Consider the following 16,488-nt stretch of genomic DNA (forward strand, 5'->3'; position numbering starts at 1 on the left):
CATTTTTCGGTGAAAAACAGGAATTTGGGCACATTTTGGGCACACGAGATTTTGAACGTGGATTTTGGGGTGGTTGAAACGATGGTTACAACATAAAAAACGAGGCTGTTGCACGTTTGTTTCGTGCAACAGCCTCGTTTTGTGTGAAATTGAAATCAATGCTTCTTGCGGAACGCTGCCATAAACTCTGCAAGCTTTTCCACGCCTGCGAGGGGCATGGCGTTGTAGATGGAGGCTCGCATGCCGCCGACGCTGCGGTGTCCCTTGATGCCCGCAAGTCCCTGCTCCTTTGCCTGTGCGACGAAGTCTGCCTCAAGGGATTCGCTCGGGAGGCGGAAGGTGACGTTCATGCGCGAGCGGCTGCCCTTCTCGGCGTGTCCGCAATAGAATCCGTCGGAGCTGTCGATGGCATCGTAGAGGAGGGCGGCTTTCTGCGCGTTCGCTTCGCCCATGGCCGCAAGCCCGCCGTGTTCCTTGATCCAGCGGACGGTTTTGCCGACCATGTAGATGGCGAAGACGGGCGGTGTGTTGTAGAGGGAGTCGTTCTTCTGGAAGGTCGAATAGCGCAGCATGGTCGGGAGCTCGGCGGGGCTGCTTTCGAGGAGTTTCTTCTTTGCGACGTTGAGAACGACGCCCGCAGGACCGAGGTTCTTCTGCACGCCCGCGTAAATGAAGTCATAGGAGGAGAAATCCCACGGACGCGAGAGGATGTCGGAGGACATGTCGGCAAAGAGGGGGACACCGTTCGTCTGCGGTGTGTAGTGGTACTCGGTGCCGTAGATGGTGTTGTTGAGGCAGAGGTGGAGGTAGGCGGCACCGGGGGCGATGTTCAGCTCGTCCTGACGCGGAACGCGGACGTAGTTCTCCTCCTTCGTCGATGCGGCGACGGTGCCGACACCGAGCTTGACGGCCTCCTCGTATGCCTTTTGGGAGAAGCTGCCTGAGAGCATATAGCTGCCGGGGTGTGACTCGGTGGCGAAGTTCAGCGGGATGAGTGCGAAGCTCTGGCTCGCGCCGCCTGCGGTGAAGACGACATCGTAGTCATCGCCAAGCCCCATGAGCTCCTTGATATCCGCCTTTGTCTGCTGGTGGACCTCGTCGTAGGCGGGGGCGCGGTGGCTGATCTCGAGGATGGACATGCCTGTGCCGTTGAAATTCAGGAGTTCTGACTGTACCTCTTTCAGAACGTCCTCGGGCAGGACGGCGGGACCGGGGTTGAAGTTGTAGATGCGTTCATTCATGGTGTTTCTCCCTCTGTATTTTATGATTTCTATTGGACGCCCCTTCCGTCACGCTGACGTGTGCCCCCTCCCCCGTTGCGACGGGGGAGGGGGCAGGAGACCGGAAACAAGATGGGGGAGGTCGTCTTAGCTCTCTCCATCCACATGCTCCGTCCGCGTCATGCGGACCTGGGCGACGCGTGCGCGATCCATGCGGAGCACCTCGAAGGTGTAGCTATCCCATGTGCAGGTTTCGCCAACCTTTGGGATGCGGCCAATCTGGGCGGTGACAAAGCCCCCGAGGGTGTGGAAGTGGTCGTGATCCTCGTCGGGCAGCTCGTCAATGCCGAACTCCTCTTTGAACTCGTCGATGGGGAAGAGCCCGTCAAAGACCCAGTTCGCCGTCTCCTCCGCACCGGTACGCGTGCCGGTGGGAGCATCCTCGTCTGCGCTGCCGATGATCTCCTCCATGATGTCACCCATGGTGATGAAGCCAACGACACCGCCGTACTCGTCGAGGACAACCGCCTCGTGAATCGCACCCGTGCGAAATTTCTCAAGGACGCGAAGCCCCTCCATGGTGCGCGGGACGAAGAGCGGTTTGCGGATGTAGTCCGCGAGGTCGAGCTCTGCGCCGCCCAAGACCGCATCGAGGAGTTCCTTTGCGTAGACAACCCCGCGAAAATCGTCGAGGTTCTCGTACGCGACGGGAAATACGTCGTGCTCTGCGGCGCGAATGACGCGCAGCTGCTCGGCGCGTGTCTCGGCGAGATCGATCCATGCGATCTGTGTGCGCGGGGTCATGAGGGCAGAGGCTGTCTGGTCGCTCATGTGGAAGATGCGGTCGACCATGTCCTGCTCCGCCTTTTCAAAGGTGCCGTCCTCCGTGCCCTGCTCCATGAGATCCTTGACCGCATCCTCCGTGACGGAAGCACGGTTTTCGGGATTGATGCCGACGAGGAGGAGCAGTCCGCGCGAGACGGAGACGAGTGCTGCGCTCGGCAGTGCCGTGAGCCGTGTGAGCAGACGGATGCTGCGGTGGCTGCGCATGAGGATGCCCTCGGGGTTCTGCAGGGCGATCTGCTTGGGCAGAAAGTCGCCGAAGAGCAGGGTGAGCGCGGTCATGACGAGGATGCTGAGGACGAGGGCGGCAGCAAAGACTTCCATGCCGGGGAGGAGCTTTGCGAGAAACTTGCCGAAGGTCGGTGCGACGAGGAGACCGATGCCAAGCCCCATGAGAAGACTGGTGCAGGTGACGCCCGCCTGTGCCATGGCAAGGGGCGGTGCAGCGTGTTCCAGCAGGGAAAGTGCCTGCGCCGCGTCCTTGTTGCCGTCATCTGCGAGACGCTCAAGCCGCCCGCGATGAGATGCGGTGAGTGCGGTCTCGACCTGCGCGAAGTAGGCGTTTGCCGAGAGGCAGACGATGAGCAGGATGAGCGCGAAAAGATCGGATAGGGAACTGTCCAAGGATATATGCCGCTCCTTTCAAAAATATAGAGATTCCGCTTGTATTGTAGCACAGACGCGGCGAAATGTCATTTTTCCACCACGACATCCGTCAGACCGAAATACTCCATTGCGCCCTCCTTCGTGACGTTGTTGTCCCAGTCCTCGTAGTAGACGTGGCGCAGGGCGCGGTTCGTGCGCTCGATGGGCGGGAAGTGGACGATGATCTCGCCGCGTGCGCGTGCCTCCTCGATCTGTGCGATGCGAGCTGCGTCCGCTGCGCCCATCTCGTGTGTGATGAGGAGTGCTGCTGTGCCTGTGTAGGCGAAGAGAAGGAGTGCCGCAGCGCAGAGGGTACGCCGTGCTGACACACCTAGCGCTGTCATGATAGCAGAATCGCCAAGAAGGGCGAGCGCCGCCGCGACGAGCATCGCAGAGGAGCTGAACGTTGCACGTCCCGGGAAGGTCGGAGCGGCGAGCATAACGAGGTTGTTGCAGACGGCGAGCCCCATCAGGAACGCCGCATAGCGTGCGGCGGGATGGCGGCGTAGAACCGCAGACATGGGCACGCATTCTGCCGCCGAGCGGACAGCAGCGGCGGTCAGCCCGAGCTGTCGTTTGATACGTGCATAAAAAAGAAGGACTGCGAACCAGTAGATCGCCATTTCCTCAAAGCCGTTCATGAGATTCGTGAAGAGGTGGATCGTCTTTGGCTTTGTCTGTCCGAGCGGCGTGAGTACGCCCCCGATGGTGACATCACGGATCGTGCCTGCGATCCATCCGCCCGTGAAATAGGAGAGGACGAGCAGGGCAAGTACGGCGGCGAGGGCAGCAGTCCCTGCGCCTGTGCGCCCTGCGGGGGGGACATCCATGCGCGCCTCTATGCGTCGATAGAGCCGCCACGCGGTCAGGATGAGCAGCAGGACGGGGAGGCAGTAGAGCACCATCTCAACCTGTCCCGCGAACTGATTGCCGATGTGCGCGAGGATGTCCTTGTCCGCCCCCTGTGCATCGTAACGGACGTAGTTGCCGGGTGCGGCGACCAGTCCGATGAGACCGAGGAGCGCACCAAGCACGCCTGCGATCATCCACACGGGGAGTGTGCCGTACCGCCGCCATACGTACAGAGATGCACCGAACGCCACGGCGACAACCGTTACGGCGAGGTTTTCAATCGACCAGCCGCCGAGGATGCCGAGCAGGAACATCGGGAGAATCGCCCATGTGCGCCGTCCACTTGTCCCTGTCGCTGGGTTTTTCAGCGTGAGGTTATACGGCAGGAGAAAGAGAAAGGCGGGCACGGCCGACCAGAGGTAGACCGTTGAGCCGCTCTTCCAGATAGCAACCTCGCCGAAGTGCGGCAGGGCGAGCCAGAGCAGGAGAGCCGCCGCCGCAAACAGCCCCGGTGCGTGCCAGAATGTGAGCGCACGCCGCGCGTGCATCGTCACAAGTACCACAAGCGCGAGGAACATCAGCGCGTTTGCAATGTCAAACGCCGTTTTCCCGAGCCAGAGGAAGAGCTGCAGGCAGAAGACCGTCACCGTGCGCCCCCCGTGGAGCAGATAGTGCTGCACGCCGGAGGCCGCGACATCGGAGAGTGAGGCGAGGTGTGCCCCCGTTTTCCACACCATTGCGTAGTCATAGTCGTCGCGGTGGATGGGCATAAAGTGATTCAGCGCAAGCATGAACAGAAAGACTGCACTAGTGATCAGTCCCGTGCGCAGCAGATCTTCGCGCACTACTTCACCTCCCTGTCATTTCGCGCGTAGTCGAATTTTTCCCCGTCCCGCTCGTCGATCAGATACGACGGACGCTGCTTGCTCTCCGTGAAGACGCGTCCGAGGTACTCTCCGATGATGCCGAGCGAGAGCAGCTGCACACCGCCGAGGAAAAGCAGCACCGTCATGAGTGTCGGATAGCCCGCGACCGGGTCACCGTAGACGAGTGCGTCCACGAGTACGACGAGCATATAGAGGATCGCGAGTGCCGAGACCATGAGCCCGAGCACCGTCGTGAGGCGCAGCGGGGCGGTCGTAAACGAGGTAATGCCCTCGATCGCCAGAGACAGCAGCGCGGGATAGCTCCACGTCGTCTTGCCGGCTGCGCGCGGCTGTACCTGAAACGGGATCTCCTTTTTCTTGAAGCCAACCCATGTGAAAAGCCCTTTTGTAAACCGCTGATTCTCGCGCAGCAGACGCAGTGCCGCGACACAGCGATGGTCGAGCAGACGAAAGTCGCCCACGTCACGCTGGAGCGTGAAGCGGCTGACCGCCTGCATCGAGTGGTAGAAAAGATTTGCCATTGTGCGCTTGAACCACGTCTCGTCCGTGCGGTCCGTGCGCTTGCCGCAGACATCGTCGTAGCCCGCGCGCCAGTAGCTGACCATCTCAGGGATGATTGCAGGCGGGTGTTGGAGATCGGCATCCATCAGGATGACCGCGTCCCCGTCCGCGTAGTCGAGCCCCGCCATCATCGCGGGCTCTTTGCCAAAATTGCGCGTAAAGCTGATGTAGCGGACGTTTGTGTGCGCCTCTGCGAGCGCGCGAATTTCCGCGAGGGTGTGGTCACGGCTGCCATCGTCGATAAAGAGATAGGAAAACGAGCAGTCCGCAATTTCCACCGTCGCCGCAGTTACCTCGTCGTAGAAATGTCCGATGACTTCCGCCTCGTTATAGCAGGGGACGATGATGGTGATCTTGTCCATGCGTCCCTCCTAGTTCCCATAGATGCGAAAATTGACAATCTCCGCGCACGCTGCGGCGAGCGCATCGCGTACGGCGGGGGCGGAGAGGGCGGAAAGCTCCGCCTCGAAATCGTGATCCCAGAGGCAGTCACGGATGAGTACGGCATTGTCCGTGCCGGGGTGGAGCATCACCTCGGTCACACCGTCTCTGAGCGAAGCCGCAATCTGCGTGAGTGTCGCTGTATCCACCGCCTCGCCCGCGACGATGCCGGCGAAGTGATCGGGGACGCGGATGCCGCGCCGCTGCGCCTTTGCCGCTGCACGGTGCGTGAGGATGGCAAGCCCCGTGCGTCCGATGAGCTGTCCGATGCCGCCGAAACTTCCTGCAAAGAGTGACGCACGCGGCGCACGCATCGCGGGGATGCCTGCCGCGCGGCAAAGATCGAGCACGATGTCGATCACCCCCGGCAGGACGTGCATATGTTGGTGACTGTCCGCATGCGTCGGATGAATCCCCGCCGCCTCGACGCGCCGCAGCTGCGCGCCGAGCTCCGCACGCACTTCATCGAGGTTGACAGCTCCGCGCAGAAGCCGCACGGCAAATGCCGTGTGATCGTCCACGAAGATACCCGCCTCCGTTACGAGCGACGGGATCTCAGCGGGCGGCAGAACGGGATTGCCGTTCACGAGCGTCAGATGGATGCCGACCCCGAGCTTTGGGCTGCGTGCGGCAAGCTCTGCCGCATCGTCAAATGCCGCGCCGCCGGGCATGATCGTCGCCGAGCGCAGAACGCCATCCGTGACACCGCGCTCGACCGCGCGGTTGATAAGCACATGCCGTCCGAAATCGTCGGCATTTACGATAATTTGTTTCAATATATTCTTCCTCTGTGTTTTCAGTATCGTATGATATTCTATCATAGCGCATTTTTACAATATTTTCGACAAAAAACATGAAATTACCTTTTCTATATAGGACTTTTATAGTAAAATAGCGTAGAAGACTTATCGGTTACAAAGGAGTATTACATGATCGTCGAAATCATCAGCGTCGGGACGGAGCTGCTCATGGGCAGCATCGTCAACACGAATGCACAGCATATTGCACGCGCCCTCGCGCACATGGGACTGGACGCATACTATCAGACCGTCGTCGGCGACAACCCTGAGCGGCTGCGCGCCGCGCTCGACATCGCGTACACGCGCGCGGACTGCGTCATCACCACGGGCGGGCTTGGCCCCACGAAGGACGACCTGACAAAGGAAATGCTCATCTCCTACTTCGGCTGCACCCCCGTCGAGGATGCGGAGGCACTGCGTCGTCTGGAGGAACGCGCGGCAAAGCGCGGCATTCCCCTCTCGGACAGTATGCGCAAGCAGGCGACCGTACCCTCGGGCGCAACGGTGCTCCAGAACGACCACGGCACTGCGCCCGGTGTCATCATCGAGAAGGACGGCCGCGCGTGCATCATGCTCCCCGGCCCTCCGAAGGAGATGAAGCCGATGTTCGAGACGGCGTGCGACGTATTCCTGCGCGCGAAAAGTGATAAAGTTTTTGTCTCCATGAACATCAAGCTCTACTCCATGGCGGAAAAGGGGCTGCCCGTCGGCGAGTCGCCTGTTGCCGACCGCCTTGGCGCACTCGTGGACGGCGAGAACCCCTCCGTTGCGACCTACGCGAAGGAGGACGGCTGTCTCGTGCGCGTCACGGCAGCGGCACCGACCGCAGAGGAGGCACGCGCACTGCTCGCCCCGACACTTGCCGCCGTGCGCGAAGCCATCGGCGAAGAGTACATTCGGACGATGGACGAGGACTAAATGCAGGTGGGAATGTTGCGGCGGAGCATCGGGGGGCTCCTTGCCGTTTGTATGATACTGAGTGCCGTACCCGCAGGTGCGGCGGAAAAAGCTGCGCCGCGCCATGCGTCGCAGAAGAACACAGGAGGAGCGGAGCGTGCCATGAAGGAGATCACGGCGCAGGCGGAGCGCGTGCACCCCGCGCAGGCGCAGCAGGAGGAGCAACTCTCTTCCGTTCTCCTGCACTGGCAGCCCGTTCCTGTGGCAGTGCGCTATGCTGTGCGCGTCCTGCGGGCGGATGCACACGGGCAAATGAAGACACTCGACACCATGAACCGCGTCTATACGACAGGGCTCCATGTGCCGCTCGCCTCGTATGGCAGCACAGACGACCTCTACTGGACGGTGCAGCCGCTCGACTACGACGGCGCACCGATCGCGGCAGAGTCCGCACCGCGCCCCATCGTCGGTGAGACTGCAGATCCGGCTGCGCCGGTGCTGACGGCGCAGTTCGGCGAAATGCCGTATGCACCTCTCTATCCCGTCTACGCGTGGATTCCGCTGAGCGGACAACAGCATCACGAGGTCGAGGTCTATCGCCGCGCGGGCGGACGTGACATCTATCTCCATACGCTGCAGGCGGGCGAGTACGATGTCTACGATGATGAAGCGTTTACCGTGCCGGGCGAATACTTCTACCGCGTGCGCGGAACGACGGGGGCGGGCACGCCGATCTCGGAGTGGTCGGAGAACGGCACATTCACCGTTGCTGACCGTACGCCGATTGCCGCACTCGGGGACAGCATCACACACGGCGGCGGCGCGATCACTGTCCCGCCCTCCTACACGCTTTACGACTGGGAGAGTTACTGCTCCGTCCCTGTGAAAAACCTCGGGCACAGCGGCGACACAACGGCGGCGATGCTCGCACGTTTCGAGCGCGACGTTCTGCCCTTTTCGCCGCGCGTCCTCATCATTATGGGGGGTGTCAACGACTACCGCGTCGGCATCTACGGTGCGGAGACGGTCCGCAACCTCGCCGCACTGCGTGAGAAATGCAGGGCACATGGTATCACGCCGATCTTTCTGACAGTGACACCGATCCGTCCCGCGATGATGACCGCGCGCATGACGATCCAGACACCGCCGTCCGATTGGTGGGCGCACCGTGACTACATCAACAACTGGGTCATGCAGCAGGAGTACAGCCTCGATGTCTCCAGTGTCCTCGCGGATGCGGATGGTGAGCTTGAGGCGGGGTATACGACCGACGGCCTGCACCCCGACCTCATGGGCAAAAAGTACATCGGGCAGACCATCGACACCTATCTGCGCACGCATTTTGCATATGTTGCACAGCAGGCGGAGCGGCACGTGCGCATCCTGAGAGAAGATAAAGGAATCGCTGATAAAATGAAGTCCGCGCTTCCTAAAGAGTAACGGGAGGGAGAGCTATGACCCGCAATCTGCGCCTCGGCGCGATCCTGTTTCTTGCCGCCGCCCTCATTGGCGGCGCGTACACGGGCTACTGCTATCATCGTGACCGCACGCCCGAGGCGGCACTCCATCAGATTGCGCGCGCCGTCCTCACCGAGGATCGGAAGCTCTTTGCGGAATACGTCGATGAGGATGCCGTGCTCACCACCATGCACGAAGATGTGAGTACACTTCTCGCGGACAACATTGCCGCGCTCCACGAGCGTTATCCGCACGACTGGTTCTTCCGTCACGACAGTGCCTTTATGCGGGACTACATGGCGGAGCATCGTACGGAGTACATCGATGTGGCACGCATGGTGCTGACATACTACTTCGACGCGGAGCGCGTGCCCGTGACGAAGGCGGAGGGCAATGCGCGCTGGGGCTCGGATGAACTGCGTGCCTTTGCCGCACACTATACGGTCAATACGGAGCCGGCCGTGATTTCGGGCGACCGTGCGGCCATCGTCTGCCGCGTGCACGGTGACGACAGTGACTATGGACGGCTCCTGCCCGAGGGCTCCGTCACGATGGAGCTTGAGCGGCAGACGAGCGGACATTGGAAGCTCGTGCACATATGGACGGATACCGCGCGCGAACATGGTTTTTATTCTTTTGTTGACGCGGCGGAGCGATATTGGGAACTTCAAGGTTGGGATTAAGGAATCGCTGAATTTATCAGTACTTCCTTAAGTGAAGGGAGCAGGAGAGCATGAAGTATGAATTTACAAAAGACTATCTGACCGGTATCGATGAGATCGACAAAGAGCATGTGCGGCTCTTTGAGATCGCGAACGAGTGCTATGACCTCGTCATGGACGATGCGGCGATTGACCGCTTCGACAAGATTGTCGCACTTCTCGACGAGCTGCGCACCTATGCGGCAACGCATTTTGCCAACGAGGAAGCGTACATGGAGCGCATCCAATACGAGCGTCGCTTCAGCGAGCGGTACCAGCATCTGCGCTTCATCCAGAAACTCAGCGAGATCGACCTCGACGACATCGATGAGAACCAGCAGGAGTACCTGCTTGGCATCCTCGACTTTCTGGCACGCTGGCTTTACGGTCATATCAAGGTCATGGACTGCCGCATTCCAAAGGAAGAAGATATTGCTGCGCAGAGAGTGGCAAATGAAAATGCTGCGGCAGAGGCGCCCGCACCGCAGCCGAAGGATGAACCGGCGGCGGATGCTGAGACACCTGTAGATGATGCGCAGGGGGAGAACGTGCCGCCCACAGACGAGAGTAAGGCGGAGAATCCGAAGGAAAATACCGCGAAGACGAAGAAAAGCAAGAAAAAATAGAGGACGAATCCAGGATGAGTGGTGAGGATTAAGAAATGGACATGTAGGGAAAGTGAGAAAGAGTCATCATGAAATACGAATTTACCGATGATTACCTGACAGGCATTCCGTCTGTCGACGCGCAGCACAAAAAGCTTTTCGACCTGACGAATGAGTGCTATGAGCTCGTGATGGAGTGCACGGACGACGATAAATACGATAAGATCGTCGCGATTCTGGACGAACTTGCCAACTATGCAGGGACACATTTCGCGCATGAGGAAGCATATGGGGAGAGCGTGAAGGATCCGCACCGATTCAGTCACCGAGCCCTGCACCTGCGCTTCATGAAGAAGGTTGCCGAGGTCGATCTCGAGGCGGTTGACGAGAACCAGCAGGAGTATCTGCTGAGCATCCTCGACTTCCTCGCGCATTGGCTCTACGAACATATCAAGGGACGGGATTGCAAACTCCCGCACGCGCACTGAGCGCACAAAAACACCCCGCAATGAGCAGCTGCGGGGTGTTTTTGCTGTGTATTATATTTTAGGAGAGCTCTGGAAACAGTATCCTTTCCACGAGATACTGTCTCAAACGAAAGCTTGTAGATAATATAGCACATAAGAGAATGAAATTCAATAGCGAAATAAAAAATAAGAGCATATAAATTTTATATCGAAAAGATAAAGAAAGGTTATTTTTCGATAAAAATGAAGAAATTAGGAAGAAAGAACTATGTTCAATCAATGGAAAAAATTTTATAATAAAAATGGACAAGGGAAATGTCATAAAAAGGTTGCGTGGGGAATGTGCGCGACCAAGAAATACTCATAAGGAAATGAGGTGGCTGTTATGGCAGTCATATCACTTGCATCGGTGCTTGATGATCCGGCAAAACGGATTCCGATCAATGCGATGGTACGCGCGGCGGCAATATATCCTGCAAAGGATGACGCACTCATCGAGGGCATGCGCGCACAGCGTCTCGCGTACCGCGAGCAGATTCGGCAGCTGCACCGTATGGACAGTGAGGCATACGAGCTCGACATCGAGTCGCTGACGCGTTCGCTGCGCTCGTTGGAGGAGGATATCCACAGCGACGCGACGCGTGAGCTGTTCGGGGATCCGTACATCGTCGAACTGGGGGGACACCGTCCCGTGACCGATGCCGAAGCAGCGTCGGCGTAATTTGCTGCGCGGTGTACAGAAATGCAACAATTGAATATACCTGCAAATGAAAACCGCAGGAAGCTGAGTCGGTGGAATGACCGATGAGTTTCCTGCGGTTTTTTGTGTGAAATGATGTGGAGAGATGTTGTGCAATGTCCCTAAACGATCCCTTGTGGAGCAAGTGTGCGATCACTTGTGCAGCGAGGTGTTCGCTTAGGGGCACGCACGATCAAGCTGTCAGCGTCGGATCTGCTCCAAGATGAACGGATCCTTGATCTTGCCGTCCTCCGCAAAGAGGATGATCTTCGACATGATTTCCGCCGTTTTCGGATCCTCGTCGAGGAACGGCAGGAAGAGGCGGCCGCGGTGTTGGCTGTGGACGGGCAGGACGTTCACCATCGCGCCCGCCTTCTGCTGCACGACGCCGCTGCCGAGGTGGACGGTATAGTCGCCGAGCGTTCCGTGGATATGCGCGTGCGTGCCCTCGAGACGGACGTTGTCGAGCTTAAAGAGCGGCAGATTGAACTGCACGATGGCACGGCGCATCTCGATGGTCGAGTGGCTTGCCTCGGGGTCGACGCCGCCGACGTGCGCGACGGAGACGACGAGATCCACGTCGCGCATGACCTCGGTGAAGATGAGGTCGGGCACATCGTCGATCGGCAGTTTTTTGAATGTCTTGCGGTCGAAGAAATCCACCCATTCGAGCGTCGGTGCTTCGATGTCGGCGGGCGAGAACCAGTCGGCGAGCGCGTAGATGCGCGCGATGATGTTTGCCTTGTAGTAGACGCGCTGCAGTCCGTCCGTGCCGTCGACGACCCAGCGGCGCGTCTTGAGCAGCGCGACGGCCTTCGCGGGCTGGATCTGGTGTCCCGCATACCGCAGGCTCGTCTCTTTGCCGCGTTCGTCCGCCGTCTTGACGTAGAGTTCGCGGAATACCTGCTTGAACGGCTGACGGATGCCCTTTTCAAAGAGATATGCCTGATACGCCGTCCATGTGCCGCTCTCATAGAGATCGAGCGCGTGGGCGATTTTCACTTCCGCATCCGCTGCGACCTCTGTGCGTGTGCCGTCGGGTGTGATGAGTGCGCCATCCTCGTAAAAGCCGAGTGCCGTGTCCGATTTGAAGACGAGTACACGCAAGAGAGGAGCGATGACAGGATTGTGCTCCATGACGTTTGCAATCTCACGGGCGAGCAGCGGCGTGCCGTCCTCCATCATCTCCTCGAGCATCTTCCGCGCACGGCGGTACTGCTCCTTCAGATTCGTCTCCGCTTCCTTCAGCTCGAGCACGTAGGCATTCTTCTTCAGCTTTGCGGGGATGGATTTCAGCTCCTTGTCGCCCTTTGCGCACACGAGGCTTACCTTGCCGTCCTCTGCCACGCGCAGCCAGAGCTCCGTGTCCTCAACCGCCTTGGGCGCAAAGTGGGCGGCGTGCGTCTTGATGAGCTCCGTCTCCGCCGTCCATACGAGGCGCGTCACGTCGTCAAAGCCGCAGGCACGAGCGAGGTTCGAGAGGGCGATCTCGACCGCCTTTGCCTCGCTCGCGCGACGCTGTGCGCCGAACTGTCTGCTCTCCTTGAGGAAATTCTGCAGGAATGCGTAGCGTGCGAGCATATCCTTTTCCCGTGCGCGTTTCAGCGGGATCAGCCCGCAGCACAGGACGAGATCCTTGTTACGCTTCGCCGCGATCTCCTTCTCTACGTCTGCGAGTTTCATCATGCCGCGCACGGCGTCGGCGAATTTGCGCGCCCGTGCGTGCTTCGCGCCGTCGGAGATGTACTTTGCGGCATCGTAGAGACACTCGAAATGCGCCTTGCCAAGCTCCTTGTAGGCTGCGTTGAACCAGTCGATGTCAAACGCGCCCTCCTTCAGATCCTCGACGGCAATCGGGGTGTACTTTGCGATCATGCTCTCGCGATCCTTCGGGATGTCGCTCATGTGCGCCTGGAAGTAGTAACAGCCGCTTGCCATGCCGCGCCAGCCGAGGTGTGCCTCGATGAGCGGAATCCACTGCGGTGCGTACATCGCTGCCTCGACGAGCCGCTGCTCCGTGATGCCGCTTCCCGAGAGAGCAGTCTTCAGCTCCGCCGCCGTTTCACCCGCACGCGGGTGGCTGACCTTCAGCAGGTGACTGAGCGTCGATGCCTTCGCCTCATTTGCCCCGTAGTACCAGCTGCCGCGGTCGAGCTTCAGTGCGCCGAGTGCCTGCAGGATGCGCACGAACGTATCCATGCCCTCGACGCGCACGATGCTTGCGACTGCGGCGGAGTGAAGCGCGGGGGTGTCACCGCGCCGCAGCTCTGCCGTGACGATACAGTCGATGACCTGCTGCCCTTCGTCCCGTACAAAGGCGAGGACATCCTCCGTCTGTGCGCCGCGAAAATCCGCGTCCTTTGGGTCGGGGAGGGCACCGCTGCGATAGCGTTCGAGCACCTGTATGCGATTCTTTTCCACTGCTTTTTGTTTGCGTGCAGCGTCCTCGCTCATCCCGTCCGCCTGCACGCCGAGGAGCATCTTGTAGAATGCGTCCTTCTCCACCATGCCGAGGAGATGCGCCTGCGCGTGCTCGATGATGCCGACCATGCCGGACTCCGGCTCCTGCTCCGTGCGCAGCAGCTGTGCTTCGAGCCGCTCCATCATGCGGTACCGCAGGGCGTAGGACTGTGCGAATTCCGCCGCACCCTGATAGCGCCGTGCGCCGTGCAGCGCGGTCTGCATGAGCGCAGTGTGGTGCATGATCTGGCGCGTGTTCCCTGTGCGCCACTGGTTTTTGTACTCCACGAGAAAGAGGTTTTCGTCAAAGCAGTCGTAGGCACGGCTCATCATCAGCAGACCTGCGGCAAAGACGAATGAGCGGTTCTCCTCCGCATATGTCTCATAGAGCACGCGGATGACATTTTTCCCCGTCTGCCGTCCGACGTAACCCTCGCCGAAGTAGCTCAGCTTCTGCGCGGCGAGGACGGCGGGGAACGCCGTCCAGTCCCGCTCTGCAATGCGCGTCAGACCCTCGGCGAAGAATTCGTCCTCCGCCTTCGGCATACGGAGCGCGATGGCGAGCTGATAGAGCGTGGGGAAGTCCACAATTTCCTGCCGGTAGAACTCCTCCCAGACCTCAGCAAGCGGAAAGTATTTGATATGATCGGGCGCGTCTTTTGCGTGCTCTGCGTCTGCCCGTTCGTAATAGCCCGCCGAAAGCGTCGTCTCCTCTCTGCCGATCCAGCGTGCCTTGTACTCGTAGTCCTCATGTTTCGTATAGAGTGCGTTCAGTTTCGTGACGATGGCAAGCAGTTCCTCGTCCGTGCGCGGGAATATGTCTTTGAGCGTGAGTGTGTTGACAACGTGGACGGTATTTGCCGCTGCATCGTAGCCGCCCGCTGACGGCGTTTCTTTCGCGCCTGTGAGATGATTCAGCAGGCCGCGGATGCCGCCCTTTTTCTCCGCATACTGGATCTCGATGGCAAAGTCCGGCGTGTATGCTGCGTCGAACAGCGCCTGCTCCTGTGCGTCCGCACCCGCGCTGCTCGACAGCTCGTCGATCAGTACCTGCTCGTCCGAGGTGGGCTTTTGGATGCCGCGTGCGAGGGAGAGCAGCTCCTCCTGTGCCATGCGCCCGTCCGCCTTGCAGCGCAGGAGGAGATCAAGTGCGCCGAGGCGTTTGTTCACGTCCTTCTGTGCGAGGAGGTCTGCCATCGTCTCGCGCAGCGACGTATCCTCCTGCGTGTAGAGGAGGTCGAGCACCGTGCGGCGCGTCTTTGCGGTCTTCAGGCGCAGCAGGGCGGCGATCTCTGTGCGGTGGCGCGGCACGAAGTCCGCAGCCGCCACGGTCGCCGTATCTTTTTTGAGGAGGATTGCTTCCGCTGTCTCGGGGGCGAGGCGCAGCAGGTCGAGGAGCGATGCCTCCTGTGCCGCACTCAGCGGTGTCTTGAGGAGGAGCCGTGCAGCGCGCTGTCCCGTGTAGCAGACGGGGAGGATGGGGGCGACGCGATCCGTCAGCGCAGTGCCGGCGCAGAGGGCGGCGAGCACCATCGCATTGGACAGTGCTTCCTTTGTGAGACTTACATCGTACCACGGGAAGATGCACGCGGGGTACTTCTCTTCCTTGCGCTTCATTCGGTCGAGGGCACGCGCGCAGAGATCGAAGAAACGCGTGGCTTCCTCTGTGTCCGCGAAATACGTCGTTGCATCGAATTGCTTGACGAAGTCGTCGAGATCCCGCAGGATGTAGAAATCGCCCGTCATGTAGGACAGATAGCAGGCAATTTTCTTCATGTCCGCCGCACTCAGTTCCGCATCCGTGATGCCAAGGAGAACGCGCTTTGCAATGCGCCGCTCCTGTGCACCGTCCTGCAGGGCGTGCAGGAAGTACGAGACGAGCAGGACGGAGTGCGGCCGTCCCTCTGCGATGATCGCCTCCATGCCGGCGATAAGTTCCGTGAGGTCATGTACGCCCTTGCTCCACAACCCGACCATCGCCTCGACATTGTCCTCACTGTGAAGGAGTGTGTCCGCCTCCGCAGGATCGCGCAGCACGCGCACCATGAGCGCGAGGAGCTTCTTGTCCACACGCTCGCTGTCCGTGCCGATGCCGATGGTCGTCGCGATGGCGCGGCGCACGGACGAGAAGCGGATGAGGTTGTGCTCCTCGATCAGCCCCATCATGTAGACGAAGTGCTCCTGCCGTCCGCAGTCCATCGTCTCGCAGATCGCCTGCCGCAGTCCCTCCTGCAGTTTCCCCGCGAGGAGGAGTTTGCCGACGAGCTCCACGAGTTCTGTACTGCGTGACTTGAAGATGGCGCGGAAAATATCGTAGGTGAGCACGTTCGTGTTGTTCTCACTGAGGAGCATGTCGCGGATGATGGCGATGGTCTCTGCGTCCCCACGGTCGATCCATACGGCGATCTGCTCGGGCGGGAGGAAGCTGTTGCCGTACCTCTCCACATCGTACTCTCTGCGCAGGAGCTGCAGGAAGTTCTTCCCTAAGGCGTACTCGCGCACAAGCTGCTCGATCAGATTCCAAATGCGGCCGACGTGCTGATGGTAGTCGCGTGAGCGGACGAGACGTCGGTAGTAGCGGTTCGTGTAGGGATAGGCGGCGAGGCTGTGCGCCATATCGACGAGATCCCTCCGCAGGTCCTCGCCCATCATCAGGTCAAAGGCGGGGTAGAGCGCAGGCGGCAGCACGTCATCATCGACCGTGCAGACCACGCCTTTCTTGTTGCGACGGAAGTTTGCCACGCCGACGTCCCAGTCGTAGTCCGGTTCTCCCTTCTCGTCCGTACGGAAAAAGAGAAAGTTGAGCAGCTTTTGGCTCTGCGGGTTCAGCGCGTCAAACCCTGCCTTCAGCCGCTCAATATAGCGTGTCATTTCCTCATCGCGCAAATAGTAGCTAATCATCGTATTCCTCC

General features: G+C 59.7%; 11 protein-coding genes and 1 pseudogene. 6 read left to right on the forward strand and 6 right to left on the reverse strand.

Annotated features, from left to right (window positions below; translation table 11 throughout):
* Nucleotides 1–155: 155 nt before the first annotated feature.
* The 5 genes from serC to HMPREF9334_RS05510 form a co-directional block, all read right to left on the reverse strand.
* On the reverse strand, nt 156–1,241 hold the full coding sequence (gene serC / locus HMPREF9334_RS05490) for a 3-phosphoserine/phosphohydroxythreonine transaminase (RefSeq protein ID WP_006692493.1): 1,086 nt from the start codon (nt 1,239–1,241) through the stop codon (nt 156–158).
* Nucleotides 1,242–1,367: 126 nt separating this feature from the next.
* A complete protein-coding gene (locus tag HMPREF9334_RS05495; protein WP_006692494.1) occupies nt 1,368–2,687 on the reverse strand; it encodes a hemolysin family protein in 1,320 nt (439 codons plus the stop codon).
* Between the two features lie 68 nt (nt 2,688–2,755).
* A complete protein-coding gene (locus HMPREF9334_RS05500; protein WP_006692495.1) occupies nt 2,756–4,405 on the reverse strand; it encodes a DUF3329 domain-containing protein in 1,650 nt (549 codons plus the stop codon).
* Complete coding sequence (locus HMPREF9334_RS05505) at nt 4,405–5,370, reverse strand: glycosyltransferase family 2 protein (RefSeq protein ID WP_006692496.1); 966 nt, start codon at nt 5,368–5,370, stop codon at nt 4,405–4,407. Before HMPREF9334_RS05505 ends, HMPREF9334_RS05500 begins: the two co-directional genes overlap by 1 nt.
* 9 nt (nt 5,371–5,379) lie before the next feature.
* The gene (locus tag HMPREF9334_RS05510; RefSeq protein WP_006692497.1) at nt 5,380–6,225 is read right to left on the reverse strand and encodes a ChbG/HpnK family deacetylase; all 846 of its coding nucleotides are present in this window, start codon (nt 6,223–6,225) and stop codon (nt 5,380–5,382) included.
* Between the two features lie 153 nt (nt 6,226–6,378).
* Between HMPREF9334_RS05510 and HMPREF9334_RS05515 the strand changes: the two genes are divergently transcribed.
* The 6 genes and pseudogenes from HMPREF9334_RS05515 (at nt 6,379) to HMPREF9334_RS05540 (ending at nt 11,098) form a co-directional block, all read left to right on the forward strand.
* Nucleotides 6,379–7,167, forward strand: a complete 789-nt coding sequence (locus HMPREF9334_RS05515) for a molybdopterin-binding protein (RefSeq protein WP_006692498.1) — start codon at nt 6,379–6,381, stop codon at nt 7,165–7,167.
* The gene (locus HMPREF9334_RS05520) at nt 7,168–8,586 is read left to right on the forward strand and encodes an SGNH/GDSL hydrolase family protein (protein ID WP_006692499.1); all 1,419 of its coding nucleotides are present in this window, start codon (nt 7,168–7,170) and stop codon (nt 8,584–8,586) included.
* A gap of 14 nt (nt 8,587–8,600) precedes the next feature.
* Nucleotides 8,601–9,287, forward strand: a complete 687-nt coding sequence (locus tag HMPREF9334_RS05525) for a hypothetical protein (protein WP_006692500.1) — start codon at nt 8,601–8,603, stop codon at nt 9,285–9,287.
* Between the two features lie 50 nt (nt 9,288–9,337).
* A pseudogene (locus tag HMPREF9334_RS05530) lies at nt 9,338–9,733 on the forward strand (bacteriohemerythrin); the annotation flags it as partial.
* A gap of 266 nt (nt 9,734–9,999) precedes the next feature.
* Nucleotides 10,000–10,398, forward strand: coding sequence for a bacteriohemerythrin (locus HMPREF9334_RS05535; protein WP_006692502.1), 399 nt, complete (start codon nt 10,000–10,002; stop codon nt 10,396–10,398).
* A gap of 364 nt (nt 10,399–10,762) precedes the next feature.
* Nucleotides 10,763–11,098 carry a hypothetical protein gene (locus HMPREF9334_RS05540; RefSeq protein ID WP_006692503.1) on the forward strand — a complete coding sequence of 112 codons (336 nt, stop codon included), beginning with the start codon at nt 10,763–10,765 and terminating at the stop codon, nt 11,096–11,098.
* Between the two features lie 219 nt (nt 11,099–11,317).
* Here HMPREF9334_RS05540 and HMPREF9334_RS05545 read toward each other — a convergent pair whose 3' ends face one another.
* Nucleotides 11,318–16,477: a DUF4132 domain-containing protein gene (locus HMPREF9334_RS05545; RefSeq protein ID WP_006692504.1), complete on the reverse strand. Its 5,160-nt coding sequence runs from the start codon at nt 16,475–16,477 to the stop codon at nt 11,318–11,320.
* Nucleotides 16,478–16,488: the final 11 nt, after the last annotated feature.

Origin of the sequence: Centipeda infelix ATCC 43532 (assembly GCF_000234095.1) — a bacterium.
GTDB lineage: Bacteria > Bacillota > Negativicutes > Selenomonadales > Selenomonadaceae > Centipeda > Centipeda infelix.

What these genes read in the sequence shown, in the direction of transcription:
- serC (WP_006692493.1), bottom strand. Translation starts at nt 1,241, where the DNA reads ATGAATGAACGCATCTACAACTTCAACCCCGGTCCCGCCGTCCTGCCC.
- HMPREF9334_RS05505 (WP_006692496.1), bottom strand. Translation starts at nt 5,370, where the DNA reads ATGGACAAGATCACCATCATCGTCCCCTGCTATAACGAGGCGGAAGTC.
- HMPREF9334_RS05515 (WP_006692498.1), top strand. Translation starts at nt 6,379, where the DNA reads ATGATCGTCGAAATCATCAGCGTCGGGACGGAGCTGCTCATGGGCAGC.
- HMPREF9334_RS05520 (WP_006692499.1), top strand. Translation starts at nt 7,168, where the DNA reads ATGCAGGTGGGAATGTTGCGGCGGAGCATCGGGGGGCTCCTTGCCGTT.
- HMPREF9334_RS05525 (WP_006692500.1), top strand. Translation starts at nt 8,601, where the DNA reads ATGACCCGCAATCTGCGCCTCGGCGCGATCCTGTTTCTTGCCGCCGCC.
- HMPREF9334_RS05535 (WP_006692502.1), top strand. Translation starts at nt 10,000, where the DNA reads ATGAAATACGAATTTACCGATGATTACCTGACAGGCATTCCGTCTGTC.
- HMPREF9334_RS05540 (WP_006692503.1), top strand. Translation starts at nt 10,763, where the DNA reads ATGGCAGTCATATCACTTGCATCGGTGCTTGATGATCCGGCAAAACGG.
- HMPREF9334_RS05545 (WP_006692504.1), bottom strand. Translation starts at nt 16,477, where the DNA reads ATGATTAGCTACTATTTGCGCGATGAGGAAATGACACGCTATATTGAG.